Raw genomic sequence first — 21,379 nt, forward strand, 5'->3', positions numbered from 1 at the left:
GCCCACGGGAACAAACCGGCGCCCGGCTGGGTTAAGCGCATCAGACTCAATTTTTGGAGGATTTGATGGCTGAAGCCAAGTCGGTGCCGGTGCTGTTTGTCACCGACACCATCGTGCTGCCCGGAATGGTGGTGCCGATCGCGCTGGACGACGCGGCCCGCGCGGCGACCGACGCCGCCCAGGCCAGCGAGTCGGGGCAGCTGCTGATCGCCCCCCGGCTCGAGGACCGGTACCCCTCGCACGGCGTGATCGCGAAGATCCTGCAGGTCGGGCGCATCGCCGGCGGCGGCACCGCCGCGGTGGTGCGCGGTGAGCGCAGGGCCCAGATCGGGGCGGGCGCATCCGGCCCCGGGGCGGCGCTGTGGGTCGAGGTGACCGAGGTCCCCGAGACCGAGGCGACCGACGAGATCAAGGCGCTGACAGCGGAATACAAGAAGCTGCTGCTGGCCATGCTGCAACGCCGCGAGGCCTGGGAGATCATCGACTACGTCAACCGGCTGACCGATCCGTCGGCGCTGGCCGACACCTCCGGGTACGCGTCCTACCTGACCAACACGCAGAAGAGACAGCTGCTGGAGACGATCGACGTCGCCGAGCGGCTGCGCGTGCTGATCGACTGGACCAGCGATCACCTCGCCGAGGTCGAGGTCAGCGACAAGATCGCCGAAGACGTGCGCGAGGGCATGGAGAAGACGCAGAAGGAATTCCTGCTGCGCCAGCAGCTGGCCGCCATCCGCAAGGAACTGGGCGAGGGCGAACCCGACGGCTCGGATGATTACCGGGCCCGCGTCGAGCAGGCCGATCTGCCCGAGACGGTGCGCGAGGCGGCGCTGCGCGAGGTCGGCAAGCTGGAACGCTCGAGCGACCAGAGCCCGGAGAGCGGCTGGATTCGCACCTGGCTGGACACCGTGCTCGACCTGCCGTGGAACGTCAAGACCGAGGATTCCACCGACCTGAAGGCGGCGCGGGAGGTGCTGGACGCCGATCACCACGGCCTCGACGACGTCAAAGATCGCATCGTCGAATACCTCGCCGTGCGGGCCCGTCGCGCCCAGCGCGGGCTGCAGGTGGTCGGCGGGCGCGGCTCCGGCGCCGTGATGGTCCTGGCCGGTCCCCCCGGCGTCGGCAAGACGTCGCTGGGTGAGAGCGTGGCCCGCGCGTTGGGCCGCAAGTTCGTCCGCGTCGCCCTGGGCGGCGTGCGCGACGAGGCCGAGATCCGCGGGCACCGTCGCACCTACGTGGGCGCGTTGCCGGGCCGGATCGTGCGCGCGATCGGTGAGGCGGGATCGATGAATCCCGTTGTGCTGCTGGACGAAATCGACAAGGTCGGTTCCGACTACCGCGGCGACCCGAGCGCGGCGCTGCTCGAGGTGCTCGACCCGGCGCAGAACCACACCTTCCGGGACCACTACCTGGATCTGGACCTGGATCTGTCCGATGTGGTGTTCCTGGCCACCGCCAACGTGATCGAGAACATCCCGTCGGCCCTGCTGGACCGCATGGAGCTGGTGACCATCGACGGCTACACCGAGGACGACAAGGTCGCCATCGCGCGGGACTACCTGCTGCCCCGGCAGCGGGAGCGCGCGGCGCTGACCGAGGACGAGGTCGCGGTGACCGACGCGGCGCTGCGCAAGATCGCCGCCGACTACACCCGCGAACCCGGTGTGCGACAGTTCGAACGGCTGCTGGCCAAGGCGCTGCGCAAGGCGACCACCAGGCTGGCCGACCATCCGGGACCGATCACCATCGATGAGCCGGATCTGGTTGACTACCTGGGCCGTCCGCGGTTCATGCCGGAATCGGCCGAACGGACGGCGGTGCCCGGTGTGGCCACCGGCCTGGCCGTGACGGGCCTGGGCGGTGACGTGCTCTACATCGAGGCCGGCTCCACCGACGGTGAGCCGGGCCTGCAACTGACGGGCCAACTGGGTGACGTGATGAAGGAGTCGGCGCAGATCGCGCTGTCCTACGTGCGCTCGCACTCCGCCGAGCTCGGTGTGGATCCCAAGGCCCTGGACCGGCGCATCCACGTGCACGTGCCGGCGGGCGCGGTGCCCAAGGACGGCCCGTCGGCCGGTGTCACCATGGTGACCGCCCTGGTCTCCATGGCCACCGGACGCCAGGTCCGCTCCGACGTCGGCATGACCGGCGAGGTCACGCTGAACGGCCGGGTGCTGCCCATCGGCGGTGTGAAGCAAAAGCTGCTGGCCGCCCAACGCGCCGGGCTGTCAACGGTTTTCATTCCATCGCGCAATGAGCCGGATCTCGATGACGTGCCCGCCGAGGTGCTCGAGGCGCTGGACGTGCGGCCCATGACCGACGTCGCCGAGATCGTGGCCCAGGCGCTCGAACCGCCGGCCGGGGCCGCCACGGTGGCCGCCTGATCTCGACGCCGGGCGTGACCCAGGGCTTTCCCCGTGGTCACGCCCGGCGTTGAATGAACCCGTGACTCTCAAACGACAAGTGGTCCATCGTGTTCAACGCCTGCTGGTCAATCCGGTCGGCCGGCAGCTGCCCATGACCATGCTCGAAACAACGGGACGCAAGAGCGGGCAACCGCGGCGCACCGCGGTGGGCGGGCGCGTCGTGGACAACCAGTTCTGGATGGTCTCCGAACACGGCGAACACTCGGACTACATCCGCAATATCAAAGCCGATCCCGCTGTGCGGGTGCGCGTCGCCGGCAAATGGCGCAACGGCACCGCCCACCTCCTGCCCGACGACGACGCGGTGCAGCGCCTGGGCAACCTGCCGCGGCTGAACAGCGCGATGGTGCGCCTGATGGGCAGCGACCTGCTGACCGTCCGAGTCGATCTCGACTGACCCGGCGCATGGCCTACGACGAAGACCTGGCCAATCGGATCCGCGAACTGCTCGCAGGCCAGCCCGGCATCGACGAGAAGCGCATGTTCGGCGGTCTGGCGTTCCTGGTCAACGGCAACATGTCGGTGGCCGTCAGCGGCCAGGGCGGACTGTTGGTGCGGGTGCCGCGCGAGGACACCGACAAACTCGCCGGGCGCGCGCACGTCGGCCCCATGGTGATGGCCGGGCGGGAAGCCCGGGGCTGGTTGCGCGTCGAGGCCGCCGGGGTGCAAACCAAACGCCAGCTTCACAGTTGGGTCACCCGCGGCGTCGAGCACGCCCGCAGCCTGCCGCCCAAATAGCGAGCGGTTTGCCCCGGCAGCGTGGGGGTACGCGATGCGGTATGGACTCCCGGGTGCGACGGCTGCTCGACGTTGCCGGCACGACTTATGCGGCACAGGCGCGCATCACGATGAGCGACAAGCCGATGCCGCTGTTCCAGCTTCTCGTGCTGTGCATGCTGGCCAGCAAACCCATCGACGCGGCCATCGCCATGGGCGCCGCGCGTGAACTCTTCAAGGCGGGCCTGCGGACGCCCAAAGCGGTGCTGGCCGCGGATCGACAAACCATGATCGACGCCTTCGGGCGCGCGCACTACGTGCGTTACGACGAGAGCTCGGCCACCCGGCTCACCGATATGGCCCAACGGATTCGCGACGACTACTCGGGTGATCTGCGTGAACTGGCCGATCGCAGTGGGCACGATGTGGCCGCGGCGAAACGGATGCTCAAGCAATTCAAGGGAATTGGCGACACCGGTGCCGACATCTACCTCCGCGAGGTGCAGGACGTGTGGACCTGGGTGCGCCCGTACTTCGATGATCGGGCCACCGGGACCGCCAAGCGGTTGGGGCTGCCCGCTGAGCCGAAGAAGCTGGGAACCCTTGCGCCGCGGGATAATGCGCGGCTGGCCGCCGCTCTGGTCAGGGCGTCGCTGGACGACGATGTGCGTCAGCAGGTGGCTGGCTGAGCGCGCAGTGGCCATACGTATCGGTACCTCGGGGTGGTCGTACAACCACTGGAACGATGTGCTGTATCCACCGGGAACACCGTCGGCGCGCCGTCTCGCCCGCTATGTCGAGGTGTTCGACACCGTCGAACTGAACGCCAGTTTCTACCGGTGGCCCAAGGATTCGACGTTCGAGGGCTGGCGCGATCAGCTGCCGGACGGCTTCGCGATGTCGGTCAAGGCGCATCGCGGTCTGACGCACTACCGTCGCCTGGCCTCCCCCGAGCCGTGGATCGAACGATTCGAACGGTGCTGGCAACTCCTGGGTGATCGCCGTGGCGTGCTGCTGGTACAACTGCACCCCGAACAGCAGCGCGATGACGCGCGCCTGGATTCGTTCTTACAGCTCATGCCCGCGTCGATCCGCGTCGCCGTCGAACTGCGGCACCCGTCGTGGAATCACCCCGCGGTGTTCGAGATATTGGAGCGCCATCGCGCCGCGTATGTGGTCATGAGTGGGCTCGGCCTTGCGTGCATTCCCCGCGCGACGACCGATTTGGTGTACATCCGGATGCACGGGCCGGATCCGGAGGCGAACTATGCCGGTTCCTACACCGACGACGACTTGCGGCGCTGGGCCGACCGGATCACCGCGTGGGACGGTGACGGAAAAGACGTGTGGATGTACTTCAACAACGACCTGGGCGGCCACGCGGTCCGCAATGCGCTCGACCTGCGCGAGCTGTTGCGTTGAGCGCCCACGGGTAGGCTGAAAAATCCAGGAGAACGGAGCACGAACCATGGCCAATTCGACCAGCTTCGTCATCATCGGCGGCGGACTCGCGGCAGCCAAAGCCATAGAAGCGTTGCGCGACAACAGTTTTGATGGACACATCATTGTGTTCGCCGACGAGGAGCATCTGCCCTACGAGCGGCCCCCGCTGTCGAAGGACTATCTGGCCGGCAAAAAGTCGCTGAACGATTTCACCGTGCAGAACTCCGACTGGTACCGCGACAACAACGTCGACCTCCGGCTCAACACGCGGGTGACCGCCCTGGACGCGGCCGGCCACACCGTGGGGTTGCCCGACGGCGCCACCGTTCCCTACGACAAGCTGCTGTTGGCGACGGGATCGGCCTCGCGGCGCCCGCCGATACCGGGATCGGACTCCGGCGGTGTGCATTACCTACGCACCTATGAAGACGCCGCCGCGTTGAATGCCGTGCTGACCGAAGGGACTTCGCTCGCGGTCGTCGGGGCCGGGTGGATCGGGCTGGAAGTGGCCGCGAGTGCGCGTCAGCGAGGCGTCGACGTCACCGTCGTCGAAGCCGCCAAACAACCGCTGATGGCCGCGCTGGGTGAGACCGTCGGCGAGGTGTTCGCCGCCCTGCATCGCGAGCACGGGGTGGATCTTCGGCTCGAGACGCAGGTCGAGGAGATCACCCGGGCCGACGGTTCGGCGACCGGCCTGCGAATGCGGGACGGCGAGACGATCGCCGCCGACGCCGTGCTGGTGGCCGTCGGCGCCAAACCCAACATCGAACTGGCCGAGCAGGCCGGGCTCTCCCTGGGTGACGGCGGGGTGCTCGTCGACGCGTCGTTGCGCACCAGCGATCCCGACATCTATGCGGTCGGCGACATCGCCGCCGCCGAACACCCCCTATTCGGCACCCGCATCCGCACCGAGCACTGGGCCAACGCGCTCAAGCAGCCCGCCGTGGCGGCGGCTGGGATGCTGGGCAGGCCAAGCGAATACGCGGAGCTACCCTATTTCTTCACCGATCAATACGACCTCGGCATGGAGTACGCCGGCCACGCCCCCAGCTTTGAGCGGGTGGTGTTCCGCGGCGATGTCGCCGGCCGCGAGTTCGTCGCCTTCTGGCTCGACGGCGAGAACCGGGTGCTGGCCGGAATGAACGTCAACATCTGGGACGTGCTTGACGACGTCAAAGCGCTGATCCGCTCCAAGGCGTCCGTCGACCCCGCCAAACTGGCCGACCCGCAATCACCCCTGGGCGAGCTGCTCGGCTGAGCCGTCCTCGGCGGTGGGCTCGGCGCCCGAGCCGTCGGCGCCGGGCGGGACGGGCGCCCAGGCTCCGTCGATGACGTCCGGTGGGCACTGCGCCTGCAGGCGTTCGCGTTCGGTGCGGCGGCGTTTGATCCGCAGCCGCGCGTCGCCCGGCATGGTGACCAGTTCATTGCAGGTCAAGTAGTACACGTCGTCGACGGCGTCGATCAGGTCCGCCTCGACCCGCAGAGATCCCAACGCGCGCAACGTCATCCGCAGCTCGTGCGTGAACCGCATCGTGGTGTCGTGGGCCAGCTCCCGCGAACCGCGCGCGTTGGCGGCAAGCCGCTCGGCCAGCGTGGCCGACGCGGGGTCGGGGGGCGCGGCCGCCGCGGCGGCGGTCAGCAACATCGTCGGGTCGTCGGCGAAGGTCGTGCTGGCCAGCTCGGCCTCGCCCGGGCCGCGGTGCCCGATGCGTGCGACGACCGCATCCACGGTGGCGGCGGTCTTCGGTGACAGCGCACGAATGCTCGCGAGGTTGCCCTCGGCCGCCAGCCCGCACAACGGCGGGTCGGCCCGCAGCGCCGACGCCAACTCCGCGATCTCCGCCGCGACGAGCCCGCTGTCGGTGATCATGCCCATCCCCGGCACGCTGCGGCCGGCCTGGCGGCGGACCGGCGCCGCGGCGCTGACACCGGTGTCGATCAACCAGAGCGCGTTGAGGATCCAGCCTTGGTGGATCCGGTCGCGCAACAGCCGCAGCCGCACTTCCAGAGCGGCTTCGGGCAGCAACGCCAGTTGGGTGGCATCGAGGTGCTCGGCTTCCGCGACGGCGCAATACGCCCGGGTGTCGGCCCGCAGGTGACGCAAGAGCGCAACCGACCGTCCCGCGGCGACCGCCTTGGCGACCGAGCCAAGCGCGCCCGTCGTCCCGGCCGGCTCGCCGAACGGCAGCGGATCGCCGACCTGGGGCTGGCCGACGAGGGCGTCGCGGACCACGGCGTCCTGGTCCCACCCGGGCAGCTGGCCGGCCGCGACCATGTTGACCGACACCCCGACGTAGGCGCGGTGCCCGAACACCGCGATGGCCCGGCTGCCCCATTCGGCCTCGGCCACGCCGCCGAGCGCGAGCACCTGTCCCAACACCCGGCTCGCGGTGCGCAGCCCGCTCAGCTGGACGTCCAGCGTGATCGGGGTGAGCGGTCCGGGCAGCGCCTCGGCCAGCGCGGCGCCGCTGAAAACCGGGAACCGCGCATCGATCTGATCGTCGAATTCGCCTTCCATGCCTTCCGGCGCGGCGGTGCGCACGTCGTCGCCGGCCGGTCGCCGGGATTGCGGCAGCACCTCGACGGGCAGCGCGAGCTGTCCCCCCTGGTTGATCGCGCCGGCGGTGTCGAGCCGGCGCCCGACGAGTCCGCGCGCGGTGTCGGCGACCGCGTCAAGCGCGTGCCAGCCGTACTCGAACATCCAATCCTCTTGTGCCGCAGCGACGTCGAACTCCGGCATCAGCTGCGCCCAACTGCGGACCCGATGCAGCCGGGAGCGTGGGTCGGTGGCTCGCAACACCCGCCAGGCCGTGACCATGTTGACGGTGTCCGGGCTGGCGAGGTCCACCACGCCGGTGCGATCGGTGTTCAAAGACAGGACCAGAAAACGCATCAGGTCGTCGAGATGCAGCACGCGCATGGGTTGCGCGGAGACCTTGCTGCGCAACAGCGTGGCCACGGTGCGGCACACCATCCAGTCGAGTTGGCGCCCGACCGGTGGCGCGATCCGGATGACCGCGGTGGGCCCCCAACTCGAGGACACCAGGTCCTCCGCCGGTCGATACAGCTCGGGCCGGCCCGCGGCCTGCGACACGAACAACAGACGGGAACCGGCCCGGGCCGCCGCGTCGGTGACCCGCGCCAGCCCGTCCATGCCGGCGCTGCCGGGCGCGGTGGGATCGATCGGGGCCAGATGGATGACCGCGTCGGCCTCGTCGGTGAGTTCCCGCAAGACGCGGTCGCGCAGCGATGCGCAAACAAATTCGACGTTGCGGTCCAGGCAGGGATGCGGGAGCTCAGCAATGCCGCTGACCGTGTGCCCGGCAGCGATGAGCTGCCCAGCGACCAGGCGCCCGAGTGCGCCGGTGGCGTCGGTAACCAGGATGTGCACCTGGGCTCACCTCCCCCAACCCTCAGCACTCAACAATAGGCAAGTCGGCCTGGGCTACGCGACCGTTACCGCACGATCGGCGCCCTGACCTGGCGTCGTGCCCGCGACGGGCCTATTGCAGCGTCGCGCTGCCGTCCGCGGCGACGGCAACCTTGGCGCCACCGATATCTTCACGCACCGATGCCTGCGTCGCGGCGTCATCGGTGACCACGGCCAGCGCACGCGACCCATCGGGTGTGCGCACGGCCAGAAAGGCCTTCTCCGGCCGCCCCTCGCGGTCGTACGGCGTGGTCCAGGCCTCGACGGTGCCGACACCCTCCCACTCGACCACCGCGTCGGTCGTCGGCTCCCGATCGACGGCCGGTTGCGTGTCCTCCCAACGAAATTCGGCCGGCGGTTCGGTGCTGTAGACGCCGAAGCTGTGTTTGGTCAGGTAGCCGCCGTTGGCGGTGATCAGCCCGCGCCGGCCCGGATTGGCCACCAGCAACTCCGCCATGGTGGCGATCGAATGCATCACGTAGTTGCTCCACGGGCCGCCGGCGAACGTCAGCCCGCCGGTCACGGTCAGCGGCCGGGCGGGGTCGTCGACCCCCAGCCCGAGTTCGGCCGCCGCCACTTGCACCGCGGAGGGAAAGCACGAGTACAGGTCGACGTAGTCGACGTCGTCGATGCCCAGCCCGGCCAACTCGAGCGCGCGTGCACCGGCGATCCGGATGGCCGTGGACCGGTGCAGTTCGTGACGCTCCGCGATGGACGGTGTGTCGTGCGCGTCGGTGCCCGCGTGCGGGTACACCCATTGATCGGCCGGGATCTTCAGCCTCCTGGCCTGCTCGACCGAGGTCAGGACGAGCGCCGCGCCCTGGTCGACCATGTTGTTGGAGTTCATCAGCTTGGTGTAGGGCCAGCTGATCATGCGGTTCTGCGGGCCCGCCCGGCGGATCTCGTCGGCGCTCGACGGCGTGCGGATCCATGCGTGCGGGTTGTCGACCGCCACCGCGTTGAACCGCGCCCACAGCTCCCCGATGCGCTCGAGGTGATCGTCGATCGACTCGCCGTTTGCCACCCGCAGCGCCTCCTCGAACAGCGGGTAGACGTAGGAAGGCCGGTCGAGCTGGATCCTGATCTCGGCGTCGCCGGCCATCGGGACGTCGTCGCCGCTGACCTCGGCCATCGGCACGGAGCGGTCCTGCTCGGTCCACACCAGCTTGCCGCCCTGGGCCCGCAGCCCCCGCCGGGTACGCCAGGTTTCGGCGCCGGCCAGCAGCACGACGCCCGCGCGGCCGCGCTGGATGTCCAGGCAGGCCTGGTTGAGCAGGGATTGCGGCACATTGCCGCCGACCGGGCTGTACAGCGTGGTGAAGTCGGAGGCGCCGATGCGCTGGCCGAGCAACAGGCCGGGATCGCGGTACTGGGCCGACAGGATGTTCACGATCCGAATGGAATCGACGGCCTCGATCACCGCGGTGCCGGCGGCCCGCTCGACGGCGGCCACCATCAGGTCCATCGGCTCGACGGACCGCTTCGACGGGTCGATCTCGTCGCGATGGTTGACCTGGCCGTAGCCGACCAACACCGGGGTCCTGGGGTCGACGGTCATACGACGAACTTATCGGACCCCCAACGGGCGGCTCGCCGCACATTCGGCCGCGAGCGTGCGGCTGGCCGCACACTCGGGCGATCTGGGGGTGGCTCAGGCGTCGGCGGGCGGGGCGAACAGCACGCGGTCGTCGATCAGCCGCTGAATGTCGGCGGCATTCATTCCCAGCACGTTTCGGCAGATCTCGACGGTGTCCTGCCCGGGCTGCGGTGCCGGCGCCCGCCGGGCCGACGGGATGTGGCGGTAGGGCGCCGGGCCCGTCTCGGCGGGCAGTGGGTTCTCGATCAGCGGATGAGTCATGGCGCTGTACACATTTCGCGCGATCAGCTGCGGATCCTCGAGTATGTCGGGCGGACGGTTCATCGGTCCGGCCGGAACACCCGCGGACTGCAGCAGTTCGGCGGCCCGCGGCGGGGTGCGGGTGCGGGTCCAGGCCGAGACCCGTTCCTCTAACTCGCCCCGATTGTCCAGTCGGGCTTCCCCGGTGGCGAACCGTGGGTCATCCGCCCATTCGGGGTGGTCGAAAACCGAGGCGGCGCGCCGCCATTCGTCGTCCGAGCGGATCGAGATGACGCACCATTCGTCGTCGCCCGCGCAGGGGTAGACGGCGTGCAGGCTGGTGTCCTGCCGGATCTGGGCGACGCCCGCGGCCAGCGCGGCTTGCGTGACGTACAGGGTGTCGAGCTGGTTGACCACGACTTCGGCCTGGGAGATGTGGACGTGGGCTCCGTTGCCCGTCCGGTCGCGGTGGATCAGCGCGGCGAGCGCGGCGATCGCGGTGACGCGGCCCACCACGTGGTCGGGGAATACCGTCGTCGCGTCGTAAAACGCGTGCCGCGCCGCCTCGGTGCCCTCCCCCGGGCCGTCGCTCGTCCAGAGCCGGGTGACGCCGGTCGTGGCGCGCACCAGTGGGCCGTATCCCAGCCGCGCGTTCCACGGCCCCGTGTCGCCGAACGCGCTGCTCTCGGCGAGCACGATCCGCGGGTTGAGGGCGCGCAGCTCGTCGTAGGAAAACCCCAGTGCGGTAAGGGTTCCCGGCTTGAAGTTGGCGAAGACCGCGTCGGCCTCGGCGACCAGCCGGCCGAAGACCTTCTTGCCCTCCGCGCTGCGCAGGTCCAGCCCCAAACCGCGGTTGTTGCGGTGCGTCCAGGCGAAGGACTCGCTCATGGCCTCGCCGACGCGGGCCTGCCGCAGCCCGTCGGGGTAATCGGCGCTTTCGACCTTGATCACGTCGGCGCCCAGGTCGCCGAACAGCCGGCTCAGCTCACCGCCGGCGACGATGATGCCAAGATCCAAAATCCGCAGTCCCGCAAAGGGATAATCGCCGAGCCGGCCCGAGGCCGACGGCACCACCGACGGGTTGCCGCGCCAATACGGTTCGTCGTGCCCCGCGGCGGGCGCCGGCGTGCGAAAACCCGCGCGCCGGCCGTCGACCACGAAATATCCGGTCGGCACGCCGGTGCGCACGCCCGGGACGAGTTCGGCGTCGGTGATCGCGCCGACCGCCTGGAAGTGTTCGGACCCCAGGATCCGCGCCGGCGTCAGCACCGCCGCGATGGGCACCCCGTGCGCCTGGCCGGCGGCCACCAGATCCTTCATGGTCTGTCCGGCGAACAGCTTCTCCAGCAGCTCGCTGATCTGTGGCCACACCGCGAACCGCGCGCCGATCACGTCGTATCTGGGGTCTTGGAAATCTTCGGGCTCCCCCAGCCAGCGCCGCAGACCCCGCCACTGCCGGGGCGCCATCACGCACAGCCGGACGTAGCCGTCCCGGCAGGGATAGATCGGGTAGGCGTCCTGGTTCTTCGGGCGCCCCCGCCACCGCCCCGTCCGCCGGATGCCGGCGGCGGCCTGCCCGTGCGCGCCGAAGGCCGGGTCGAGGGCCATGACGACCGCGTCGAACCACGAGAAGTCGATGTAATCTCCCGTGCCGCAACGCAGTCGGTTGTAGTACGCCGCGAGCGCGGCCCACGCCGCCTGGACGGCCGCGGTGGCCGACGCGATGCCGTCCGGCGGCAACACCGGGGTGCCGGTGGTGGGGCCGGACCGCGACAGCGCGCCGCACATCGCGTACAGCACCGGATCGGTGGCGCGCCACGAGGAGCGCGGGCCCGTCGCGCCGAAGTCGGTGATCGACAGCACCACCAGGTGTGGGTAGCGGGCGGCCAGCTCCTCGCCGGAGGTCCCGAACATGGCGCCGCGCTCGTCGGCGCCGGCGTCCACGACGATGTCGGCGTCGGCGGCCAGATCGAGGAAGCGGGCGCAGTCGTCGTCATCGAAGGGGTCGAGCGCCGCGCTGCGCTTGTTGGCGTTGTGCACGGCGAACGGGATGCTGGCGCCGCGCAGCGTCGGCAGCGCGTCACGCCCCAGGCAGCCGCCCGGCGGTTCCACCTTCAGAACGTCGGCACCCAGGTCGGCGAACAGGCGGGTCACCGCGTCGGCCACCCCACTCGTCACGTCGAGGACGCGCACGGCATCGAGCAACCCGTCGACCATCTGCACACCGTACCTGCCTGGTCAGGGCGCTGCACGACGGGCGCTCACCCACCCTGACGGGGCGGGATGCGGTGAAAAGGCCGGGTGGGCAAGCGGATTCGGCGCCCGCCGGTCGGGGTCGGCCCGAAGGCTCAGTCGGGGACCCGCGCCGGCGCGGCGTGGGCTATCGTCACAGGCCGACCGCGACCCGTCGTCCGATGGAGGCCTCCGCTATGACCGCGCACCTGAGCTACGTCGAGGCCGTGGTGGTCGGCGCGTTCCAGGGCGTCACCGAGCTGTTCCCGGTCTCCAGCCTGGGGCACGCGGTGTTGGTGCCGGCGCTCGTCGGCGGCCGGTGGGCTGAAGACCTCAGCGTCTCGGCCCCCCACTCGCCCTACCTGGCGTTCATCGTCGGCCTGCATGTGGCCACCGCCGCCGCCCTGCTGCTCTTTTTCTGGCGCGACTGGGCGCGCATCCTGTCGGGGTTCTTCTCGTCGCTGCGGTATCGCCGCATTCAGACGCCCGACGAGCGGCTGGCCTGGCTGATCGTGGCGGGCACCATCCCGGTGGGCCTGGCCGGGCTGGCGCTCGAGCAGCTGTTCCGCACCACGCTCGGCAAGCCCGTCCCGGCGGCGACGTTCCTGTTGCTCAACGGCATCGCCCTGTACGTGGGCGAGGTCCTGCGCCGCCGCATCGCGCCCGCGCCCGCGCCGGGCACACCCGCAACGGCCGACGCGGAGCTCGAACACGGCGACGAGGCCTCGGACCAGCGGCTCGCCCAACTTCCGCTGCCCCGCGGCCTGGTGATCGGCGCCGCGCAGATCCTCGCCCTGTTTCCCGGTATCAGCCGTTCGGGGATCACCATCGTGGCCGGCCTGTGGCGCGGCCTGTCGCACGAGGACGCCGCCCGCTTCTCCTTCCTGCTCGCGACGCCGATCATCCTGGCCGCCGGGGTGTACAAGATTCCGGAGCTCTTCGGGCCGCTGGGCGCCGGCATCGGCGGCCAGGTGCTGGCCGGCAGCGTCGCCTCCTTCGTCTGCGCCTACCTGGCCGTGCGCTTCCTCACCCGGTACTTCCAGACCCGGACGCTGACCCCGTTCGCGATCTACTGCGCCCTGGCCGGGGCCGCCAGCCTGGTGTGGCTCGCCGTGCACTGAACCTCGCGCGTCGCACGTGAGGCCCACCGGCTGTTGCGCGGCCGGACTTCGAGTGCTGTGCTTACCGGATTGTCTAGTTGACACCCGTCAAGAATCTGGAAGGCACCGAATATGGCAGACACGGGTTCCCTCGGCCTCAAAGTCCGCGGAAAGGTCATCGTCATCACCGGCGGAGCCCGGGGAATCGGGCTGGCGACCGCGACCGCGCTGCACAATCTGGGCGCCAAGGTCGCCATCGGCGACGTCGACGAGGTGCGGGTGAAGGAGTCGGGCGCCGACCTCGGCCTCGACGTCTACGGCAAACTCGACGTCACCGACCCGCACTCCTTCTCCGATTTCCTCGACCAGGTCGAACGCCGGCTCGGCCCGATCGACGTGCTGATCAACAACGCCGGCATCATGCCGGTCGGCCGGATCGTCGACGAGCCGGACGCGGTCACCCGGCGGATTCTGGACATCAACGTCTACGGCGTGATCCTGGGCAGCAAGCTGGCGGCCCAGCGCATGGTCCCCCGCGGCACCGGCCACGTCATCAACGTCGCCTCCCTGGCCGGTGAGCTCTACATCGTCGGCCTGGCGACCTACTGCGCCAGCAAGCACGCGGTGGTCGCGTTCACCGACTCGGCGCGGCTGGAGTACCGCTCGGCCGGGGTGAAGTTCTCGGCGGTGTTGCCGACGTTCGTCAACACCGAGCTCACCGCGGGCACCAACGGGGCCAAGGGGTTCCGCAACGCCGAGCCCGCCGAGATCGCCGACGCGATCGTCAAGCTGGTGGCCCACCCCAAGCCGCGGGTGCGGGTCACCAAGGCCGCGGGAGCGATGGTGGTGTCCCAGAAATTCTGGCCGCGCCGGATCGCCGAGGGCCTCAACCGGATGCTCGGCGGCGACCACGTCTTCACCGACGACGTCGACGTCGAAAAGCGGCAGGCGTACGAAGCCCGCGCCCGCGGGGAGGAGTAGCGGGAGGGATCGGTGGGAACAATCGGTGAGATGACCGACGCAACCGCGCTCTCCGACGACGAACTCGCCCTGATCGACAAGTACTGGCGCGCCGCCAATTATTTGTCGGTCGGGCAGATCTATCTCCTCGACAACCCGCTGCTCACCGAGCCGCTGACCACCGAGCACGTCAAACCGCGGTTGCTGGGGCACTGGGGCACGACACCGGGGCTGAACCTTGTCTACGCGCACCTGAATCGGGTCATCCGCCGCCGCGACGCCGACGTCATCTACGTGACCGGGCCGGGTCACGGCGGACCCGGGCTGGTCGCCAACGCCTACCTCGAGGGCACCTACAGCGAGGTCTACACCGGCATCGAGGAGGACACCGAGGGCCTGCGCAAGCTGTTCCGGCAGTTCTCCTTCCCCGGCGGCATCCCCAGCCACGTCGCGGCCCAGACGCCGGGATCCATCCACGAAGGCGGCGAGCTCGGCTACGCGCTGGTGCACGCCTTCGGCGCCGCCCTGGACAACCCGTATCTGGTGGTGGCCTGCGTCGTCGGTGACGGCGAGGCCGAAACCGGGCCGCTGGCCGCCAGCTGGCACTCCAACAAATTCCTCGACCCGGTGACCGACGGCGCCGTGCTGCCGATCCTGGCGCTCAACGGCTACAAGATCGCCAACCCGACGGTGCTGGCCCGCATCCCGCACGCGGAACTGGAATCGCTGCTGCGCGGCTACGGGTACCGGCCGATCACGGTGGCCGGTGACGACCCGGCCGACGTGCACCAACAGCTCGCCGCCGCCCTCGACGACGCCTTCGACGACATCGCGGCCATCCAGAGCGCGGCGCGCGGCGGCAACGGGGTCGAGCGGCCGGTGTGGCCGATGATCGTGCTGCGCACCCCCAAGGGCTGGACCGGGCCAAAGGTGGTGGACGGCAAGAAGGTCGAGGGCACCTGGCGCTCGCACCAGGTGCCACTGGCCGAGACGCACGGCAATCCCGAACACCGCGCCCAGCTCGAGGAGTGGCTGCGCAGCTACCGACCCGAGGAGCTTTTCGACGAAACCGGCCGGCTGCGTCCGGAGCTGCGGGCGCTGGCGCCCACCGGTGATCGGCGGATGAGCGCCAACCCCCACGCCAACGGCGGGCTGTTGCTGCACGACCTCGACCTGCCGGACTTTCGTGACTACGCCGTCGCGGTCGAGCGGCCGGCGGCCGTCACGCACGAGGCCACCCGGGTGCTGGGCGGCTTCCTGCGCGACGTGATCGCCCGCAACAAGGACCGATTCCGGCTCATGGGCCCCGACGAGACGGCCTCGAATCGGCTCGACGCCGTCTACGGATCGACCGACAAGGTGTGGCTGTCCGAGATCGAGCCCGACGACGAGCACCTGGCGCCCGACGGCCGCGTGATGGAGGTGCTGTCGGAGCACCTGTGCCAGGGCTGGCTGGAGGGCTATTTGCTGACCGGGCGGCACGGCCTGTTCAACTGCTACGAGGCGTTCGTGCACATCGTCGACTCGATGATGAACCAGCACGCGAAATGGCTTGCCACCAGCCGGGAGTTGCCGTGGCGGCGGCCGATCGCGTCGCTGAACTACCTGCTGAGCTCGCATGTGTGGCGGCAGGACCACAACGGCGCATCGCATCAGGACCCGGGTTTCATCGACCTCGTCGCCAACAAGCGACCCGAGCTGACCCGGGTGTACCTGCCGCCGGACGGGAACACGCTGCTGTCGGTGGCCGATCACTGCCTGCGCAGCCGCGACTACATCAACGTCATCGTCGCCGGCAAGCAGCCCGCGCTGGCCTATCTCGACATGGACCAGGCCATCGCGCACTGCACCCGCGGACTGGGCATCTGGGAGTGGGCGAGCACCGCCACCGACGAGCCCGACGTGGTGCTGGCGTGCGCCGGGGACATCCCGACGTTGGAGACGCTGGCCGCCGCCGACATCCTGCGCTCCGAGCTGCCGGAGCTGGCCGTCCGGGTGGTCAACGTCGTCGACCTGATGCGGTTGCAGCCCGATACCGAGCACCCGCACGGCCTGCCGGACCGCGAGTTCGACGCGCTGTTCACCCCGGACCGGCCGGTCATCTTCGCCTACCACGGCTATCCGTGGCTGATCCACCGGCTCACCTACAGCCGCACCAACCACGCGCACATGCACGTGCGCGGCTTCAAGGAACGCGGCACCACGACGACGCCCTTCGACATGGTGATGCTCAACGATTTGGACCGCTTCCATCTGGTCATCGACGTCATCGACCGCGTCGACGGATTGGCCAGCCGCGCCGCCATGCTGCGGCAGCGCATGGTCGACGCCCGCCTGGCCGCGCGGATGTACACCCGCGAGCACGGCGAGGACGACCCGAAGATTTCGGGGTGGACCTGGGAGCCGAGCGAGCAGAACGAGCGAAGTGAGTGATGCGAGCGAGGCGACCCATCCAACTGGAACAAAGCGACGATGAGATTCGTGTGACGGCAATCGCGTTGCCCTGGTGCGCCGGGGGGCCGCCGGTAGACTGGCCGGATGCTTGAGGCCACCGGGATAGCCGACGTTCACCCTGTGGTGCCCCAGCTTTCGGCGGCCCACCGGTTCCGGATCCATCTCGACATCGCCGTCGTCGTCGTGGTGCTCGTGCTGACGGACCTGATCGCGCATTTCACAACGCCGTGGGCGAGCATCGCGACCGTCCCGGCCGCCGCCGTCGGGCTGGTCATCTTGATGCGGTGCCGCGGTTTGGGCTGGGCGGACCTCGGCCTCGGCCGCGAGCACTGGAAGCCGGGACTGGGTTATGCGCTGGCGGCCGTGGCCGTCGTGGCCACGGTGATCGCGATCGGCGTGCTGCTGCCGGCGACGCGGCCGATGTTCCTGAACAACCGCTACGCCACGATCTCGGGGGCGATGGTCGCCTCGATGGTCATCATCCCGCTGCAGACCGTCATCCCCGAGGAGCTGGCCTTCCGGGGCGTCCTGCACGGCGCGCTCAACCGGGCGTGGGGCTTTCGCGGGGTCGCGCTGGCGGGCTCGCTGCTGTTCGGACTCTGGCACGTCGCCACGTCGTTCGGACTGACCAGCAGCAACGTGGGCTTCACCCGGCTGTTCGGCGGCGGAATCGTGGGAATGCTGGCCGGGGTGGCCGGCGCCGTGTTGGCGACGGGCGCCGCGGGATTCGTCTTCAGCTGGCTGCGCCGGCGCAGCGGCAGCCTGATCGCGCCGATCGCACTGCACTGGTCACTGAATGGCCTCGGTGCGCTCGCCGCCGCGTTCGTGTGGCATCTGTCCACCTGACGCCGGTCACACCAGCAGCACCGCCGCGCCCGCGATGCGCCCCGCGCTCAAATCCGCCAACGCCCGATCGGCTTGTCCCAGAGGGTATTCCGGGGTGGTCACCTCGATGTGGTGCTGAGCCGCGAAGTCGAGGAAGGCCCGCGCGTCGGCCCGGGTGTTGGACGTGACCGATCGCACCTGGCGTTCCTGAAACAGGTGACGCTGGTAACTCAGCGCCGGGATGTCCGACAGGTGGATCCCGGCGATCGCCAGCGTGCCACCGCGATCCAGCGCCTCGAGCGCGGGCAGCACCAGATCACCGACCGGGGCAAAGAGGATCGCGGAGTCCAGCGGCGCAGGCGGCCGATCCGCCGCGCCTTGCGCGGACGCGGCGCCGAGTTCCAGCGCCAGCTCGCGGGCGCGTGATCCGCGGGTCATTACGTGCACCTCGGCGCCTTGGGCCAGGGCGACCTGCGCGGTGAGGTGGGCGCTACCGCCGAAGCCATAGAGGCCCAGGCGCCCACCGGGCGGCAGGTCGGCGCGAAGGAGCGAGCGATAACCGATGATGCCCGCGCACAGCAACGGGGCGAGTTCGCTGTCGCTGTAGCCGCTGGGCAGGGGATGCGCGAAAGCGGCCGGGACGGTGGCGAATTCGGCGTAGCCGCCGTCGGCGTCCCAGCCGGTGTAGCGGGATTTCGGGCAGAGGTTTTCGTCGCCGCGGCGGCAGTATTTGCACACGCCGCAGGTGTGGCGCAGCCAGGCGATGCCCACCCGGTCCCCCACCCGGAACTCGTCGCCGGCCTCCGGGCCGATTTCGACGACCTCGCCGACCACCTCGTGGCCGGGGGTGACCCGGTCGCGGTGGACGGGAAGGTCGCCTTCGGTGACGTGCAAGTCGGTGCGGCACACCCCGCACGCGCGCACCGCCACCAGCAGTTCGGCCGGCGCCGGCCGCGGCACCTCGGCGGTGACCTGCTCGAGCGGGCCGGTGTCCATCGGCCCGGGCCGACGCACCCGCCAGGCCCGCATTGCCGTGGTGGTCACCGGTGACGCCATCACACCATCATGCCGCTAACCACCACGGCCGCAACGGGTTAGGCCCGCTACGTCCTGCGCACCATGCCGACGATCCAGAGCAGGATCACCGAGCCGAGCAGGGCGGTGAAGAAGGTGAAGAAATAGCCGCCGCTCGCGGTGTCGACGAAGAAGCTCAGGATGAACCCGCCGACCAGGGCGCCCACAATGCCGATCACGATGTCCATCAGGATGCCGGCTCCGCTACCGCGGATGATCTTGCTGGCGATCGCACCGGCGATACCGCCGATGATGATGTAGCCGATCCAGCCGACGCTGGTGAGTGTGCTTGATCGAGCGAGGAATTCCGTAGCTGCCATGATGTCCATCGCGGGTCTCCTTGCAATCGCTGGCAAAGCCCAGCACTTTGCTGGGCCGTCACTTCGGTATACCCAGTTTGGGTCACAAAACGAGTGCCGAATTGGAGACGGTTGACCAGTCGGTTTTCCGTCGGCCCGTGCGATCAGGGCCGACCGGTCAGGCCGAAAGGGTTTGTTGCGGTGCCGGTGTGGGGGTGGGACTGACCTCCACGGCCGGCGCCTGACCCGGAACCGGTGCGGGAGCCGGCGCCGGGGCTCCCGGAGCCGCAGGCGCTGGCGCCGGTGCGGGCGCTCCCGGAGCCACCGGTGCGGGAGCCGGTGCGGGCGCAGGGGCTCCCGGGGCCGCCGGCGCTCCCGGGGCGCCCGGCGGCGGTGGCGGAGCCGCCGGCGGTGTCCACGCCTGGATCGACTCGGTCAGCGCCTTGGCCGCGCCCCGGTCCACCGGGTCGTTCGAGGTTCCGAGCCACACCACGAACCAGCGCTGCGCATTCCCGCCGTTGGCCGAGCCGATGACGCCCGTCCAGATCTGGCCGTTCGGCTTGGAGGCATCACTGAATTTGACTTCGTAGTACGAGCCGCTCCCGGTGCTTCCATTGGCGCCGGTGAGCGGGGTGCTCTCCTGGTTGACGCGGGTGCCGGGATAGGGCATGAAGAACTCACCCATGTCCGAACCCAACCGCACCGCGGCCTTGGCATTGTCGGCTTCCGCACTGGCGTAAAGCTTTTGGTCGAGGCGGCCCATCACGATGCGGGTGTCGTTGGCAACCGGCGGCGGCTGGTCGGGCATCGGTGGCGGGCCCGTCACCTTGCTCAGCAGCGCCGAGCCGTAGTCCAGATGGGAAGCGTCCGACTCCACCCACCCGGCGGGCAGGACGTAGCTGAATCCCCCCACGGCGTTGTTGATGCGCCCGGCGTTGGGGTCGACCGGCGGTGGCGGGGGCGCATTCGGGTCCACGGGCGGCGGGGGGGCGTTGGGGTCGACCGGCGGTGGCGGTGCCCCGTTCGGGGCGACGGCCGGCGGGACCGCGTTGGGGTCACCCGGTGCCGGTTGCCCGTTCGGCGCGGGTGCGGCCGGCGCCGCGGGCGCCGCGGGTGCGGCCGGTGCCGCGGGTGCGGCCGGTGCCGCGGGCGGGGCCGTGGCCGTGCTCGGCGGGACGGGGGTCGGGACCTCGGGATCGGCATACGAGGTCGCCGGCAATGCGATGGCGAGGGCGCTGGCACCACTCACCGTGGTGATCGCCAGCGTCGTCCACAGTCCTTGGCGGCGTGTCGAGGTCGGTTCCACCTGCTCCATGGCGACGAACCTACCGTGTTACCGCTGTGACGCAAGGAGCTTTGCGGACTAATGCAGCGCAGTTGTGCCGATGTTGCCAATGTGCAACCTGCCGAGTGCCGCCCGGAGATCGAGTGCCGCACGGACATTCGGCCGCCGGCGCTCAGTGCGCGGTCGGATACAGCGTCACCTCATGGGCTTTCACGGAGAACCACACCCGGTCGCCCGGCGCCAATCGCAACTCCGCGGCGGCGTCCGCGGTGATCTCCGCGGCGAGGCCGGGGGCACCGTCGGGTTGCTGAGCGCCGCGCACCAGCACCGCCGACCCGCGGATATCCATCTCGGACACGGTGACCTCGACGGCGTTGCGGGGGCTGCCGTGCGGCCGATCGCGATACACGGCCACCACCGTGGGCGGGAAAACCGCGATCGCGTGCTGCCCGGGTGAGACCAGATCGCCGCGCTCTTGTGGGGCCGCATACCAGCGGTCGCCGGAGTGCGCGACCAGCGAGCCGTCGGTGTCGACCGTGCCATTGACCAGGTTGATACCCGCGATCCGGGCGGCGAAATGACTGCGGGGCGCGGTGAGCACCTCGGGCACCGGGCCGATTTCGGCGACCCTGCCCGACTCGAGCACCAGCACTCGATCGGCCAGCGTGAACACGTCCAGCAGGTCGTGGGTGACCAGGATCGCCGCACAGCCGATGCGGGTGACGACCTTGCGCAGCACCGCCCGGATCGCCGCGGCCGCGGCGACGTCGAGCCCGGCCAGCGGCTCGTCGAGCAGCAACACATCGGGTTCGGCCGCCAGCGCCCGCGCGATCGCGACCCGCTGTGCCTGTCCGCCGGAGAGTTGCCGCGGTTTGCGGTCGGCGAAGCGCTCGGCGTCCACCTCGCGCAACCAGCGCGCTGCCGTCGCCTTCTCCGCCGCGCGGGCCGAGCGCAGCCTCGCGCGGCGACTGTGCGGTCCGAACGCGACGTTGGCGGCAACACTCATGTGCGGGAACAACAATGCGTCTTGCAGCAGCAGCCCCACCCGGCGGTCGTGCGTCGGGACGTCGACCCCGGTCGCGGTGTCGGTCAGGACTCGGTCGCCCAGCCGCACCACCCCGCGGTCGGGTCGAAGCAGGCCCGCGATGACGTGCAGGACAGTCGATTTGCCCGCGCCGTTGGGGCCCAGCACCGCGAGCACCTCCCCCGCGGCCACGGAGAACTCCACGTCCACGTGACGCTCGGAGACGACCGCGCGCAGCTGCAATTCACTCATGGTCCGGCCCTACCTGTC

17 protein-coding genes are annotated in these 21,379 nt (G+C 69.9%); 10 read left to right on the forward strand and 7 right to left on the reverse strand.

Going from position 1 to position 21,379, the window contains the following annotated elements:
• Positions 1–65 precede the first annotated feature (65 nt).
• The 6 genes from lon (at position 66) to AC0KTM_RS10755 (ending at position 5,847) form a co-directional block, all read left to right on the forward strand.
• Complete coding sequence (lon, locus tag AC0KTM_RS10730; protein ID WP_238955851.1) at positions 66–2,387, forward strand: endopeptidase La; 2,322 nt, start codon at positions 66–68, stop codon at positions 2,385–2,387.
• Positions 2,388–2,448: 61 nt separating this feature from the next.
• Complete coding sequence (locus AC0KTM_RS10735; protein ID WP_374109746.1) at positions 2,449–2,826, forward strand: nitroreductase family deazaflavin-dependent oxidoreductase; 378 nt, start codon at positions 2,449–2,451, stop codon at positions 2,824–2,826.
• Positions 2,827–2,834: 8 nt separating this feature from the next.
• Entirely contained in the window at positions 2,835–3,167 is a 333-nt protein-coding gene (locus AC0KTM_RS10740) for a TfoX/Sxy family protein (protein ID WP_238955852.1), read from the forward strand.
• Between the two features lie 41 nt (positions 3,168–3,208).
• The gene (locus AC0KTM_RS10745) at positions 3,209–3,835 is read left to right on the forward strand and encodes an endonuclease (protein WP_225328839.1); all 627 of its coding nucleotides are present in this window, start codon (positions 3,209–3,211) and stop codon (positions 3,833–3,835) included.
• A gap of 7 nt (positions 3,836–3,842) precedes the next feature.
• Positions 3,843–4,568 carry a DUF72 domain-containing protein gene (locus tag AC0KTM_RS10750; RefSeq protein WP_238955853.1) on the forward strand — a complete coding sequence of 242 codons (726 nt, stop codon included), beginning with the start codon at positions 3,843–3,845 and terminating at the stop codon, positions 4,566–4,568.
• Between the two features lie 46 nt (positions 4,569–4,614).
• Complete coding sequence (locus AC0KTM_RS10755) at positions 4,615–5,847, forward strand: NAD(P)/FAD-dependent oxidoreductase (protein ID WP_238955854.1); 1,233 nt, start codon at positions 4,615–4,617, stop codon at positions 5,845–5,847.
• On the opposite strand, the gene AC0KTM_RS10760 is transcribed toward AC0KTM_RS10755, so the two are convergent.
• The 3 genes from AC0KTM_RS10760 to AC0KTM_RS10770 all read right to left on the reverse strand — a co-directional run bounded on the left by AC0KTM_RS10760 (position 5,821) and on the right by AC0KTM_RS10770 (position 12,073).
• On the reverse strand, positions 5,821–7,980 hold the full coding sequence (locus AC0KTM_RS10760; protein ID WP_225328836.1) for an NAD-dependent epimerase/dehydratase family protein: 2,160 nt from the start codon (positions 7,978–7,980) through the stop codon (positions 5,821–5,823). The genes AC0KTM_RS10755 and AC0KTM_RS10760 overlap by 27 nt on opposite strands.
• A 112-nt stretch (positions 7,981–8,092) precedes the next feature.
• The gene (locus AC0KTM_RS10765; RefSeq protein WP_225328835.1) at positions 8,093–9,577 is read right to left on the reverse strand and encodes an acetyl-CoA acetyltransferase; all 1,485 of its coding nucleotides are present in this window, start codon (positions 9,575–9,577) and stop codon (positions 8,093–8,095) included.
• Positions 9,578–9,670: 93 nt separating this feature from the next.
• A complete protein-coding gene (locus tag AC0KTM_RS10770; protein WP_275254124.1) occupies positions 9,671–12,073 on the reverse strand; it encodes a CaiB/BaiF CoA-transferase family protein in 2,403 nt (800 codons plus the stop codon).
• Between the two features lie 212 nt (positions 12,074–12,285).
• On the opposite strand from AC0KTM_RS10770, the gene AC0KTM_RS10775 reads away from it, so the two are divergent.
• From AC0KTM_RS10775 to AC0KTM_RS10790, 4 genes are all read left to right on the forward strand, one after another.
• A complete protein-coding gene (locus AC0KTM_RS10775) occupies positions 12,286–13,209 on the forward strand; it encodes an undecaprenyl-diphosphate phosphatase (protein WP_225328833.1) in 924 nt (307 codons plus the stop codon).
• A 111-nt stretch (positions 13,210–13,320) separates the two neighbouring features.
• Positions 13,321–14,169 (forward strand): SDR family oxidoreductase, encoded by an 849-nt coding sequence (locus AC0KTM_RS10780; protein ID WP_238955857.1) that lies wholly within the window; start codon positions 13,321–13,323, stop codon positions 14,167–14,169.
• Positions 14,170–14,199: 30 nt separating this feature from the next.
• The gene (locus AC0KTM_RS10785; protein WP_238955858.1) at positions 14,200–16,581 is read left to right on the forward strand and encodes a phosphoketolase family protein; all 2,382 of its coding nucleotides are present in this window, start codon (positions 14,200–14,202) and stop codon (positions 16,579–16,581) included.
• 105 nt (positions 16,582–16,686) lie between these two features.
• The gene (locus AC0KTM_RS10790; protein ID WP_225328830.1) at positions 16,687–17,448 is read left to right on the forward strand and encodes a CPBP family intramembrane glutamic endopeptidase; all 762 of its coding nucleotides are present in this window, start codon (positions 16,687–16,689) and stop codon (positions 17,446–17,448) included.
• A 6-nt stretch (positions 17,449–17,454) separates the two neighbouring features.
• Here the strand turns inward: AC0KTM_RS10790 and AC0KTM_RS10795 are convergent, their stop codons facing one another.
• The 4 genes from AC0KTM_RS10795 to AC0KTM_RS10810 form a co-directional block, all read right to left on the reverse strand.
• A complete protein-coding gene (locus AC0KTM_RS10795; protein WP_225328829.1) occupies positions 17,455–18,483 on the reverse strand; it encodes a zinc-binding alcohol dehydrogenase family protein in 1,029 nt (342 codons plus the stop codon).
• 47 nt (positions 18,484–18,530) lie between these two features.
• Complete coding sequence (locus AC0KTM_RS10800; RefSeq protein WP_225328828.1) at positions 18,531–18,830, reverse strand: GlsB/YeaQ/YmgE family stress response membrane protein; 300 nt, start codon at positions 18,828–18,830, stop codon at positions 18,531–18,533.
• 148 nt (positions 18,831–18,978) lie between these two features.
• Positions 18,979–20,115, reverse strand: coding sequence for an alanine and proline-rich secreted protein Apa (locus AC0KTM_RS10805; protein WP_225341309.1), 1,137 nt, complete (start codon positions 20,113–20,115; stop codon positions 18,979–18,981).
• 142 nt (positions 20,116–20,257) lie between these two features.
• Positions 20,258–21,361 carry a sulfate/molybdate ABC transporter ATP-binding protein gene (locus AC0KTM_RS10810; RefSeq protein ID WP_225330541.1) on the reverse strand — a complete coding sequence of 368 codons (1,104 nt, stop codon included), beginning with the start codon at positions 21,359–21,361 and terminating at the stop codon, positions 20,258–20,260.
• Between the last annotated feature and the right edge of the window lie 18 nt (positions 21,362–21,379).

This window comes from Mycobacterium sp. NTMscope_Eco_3 (genome assembly GCF_976985685.1).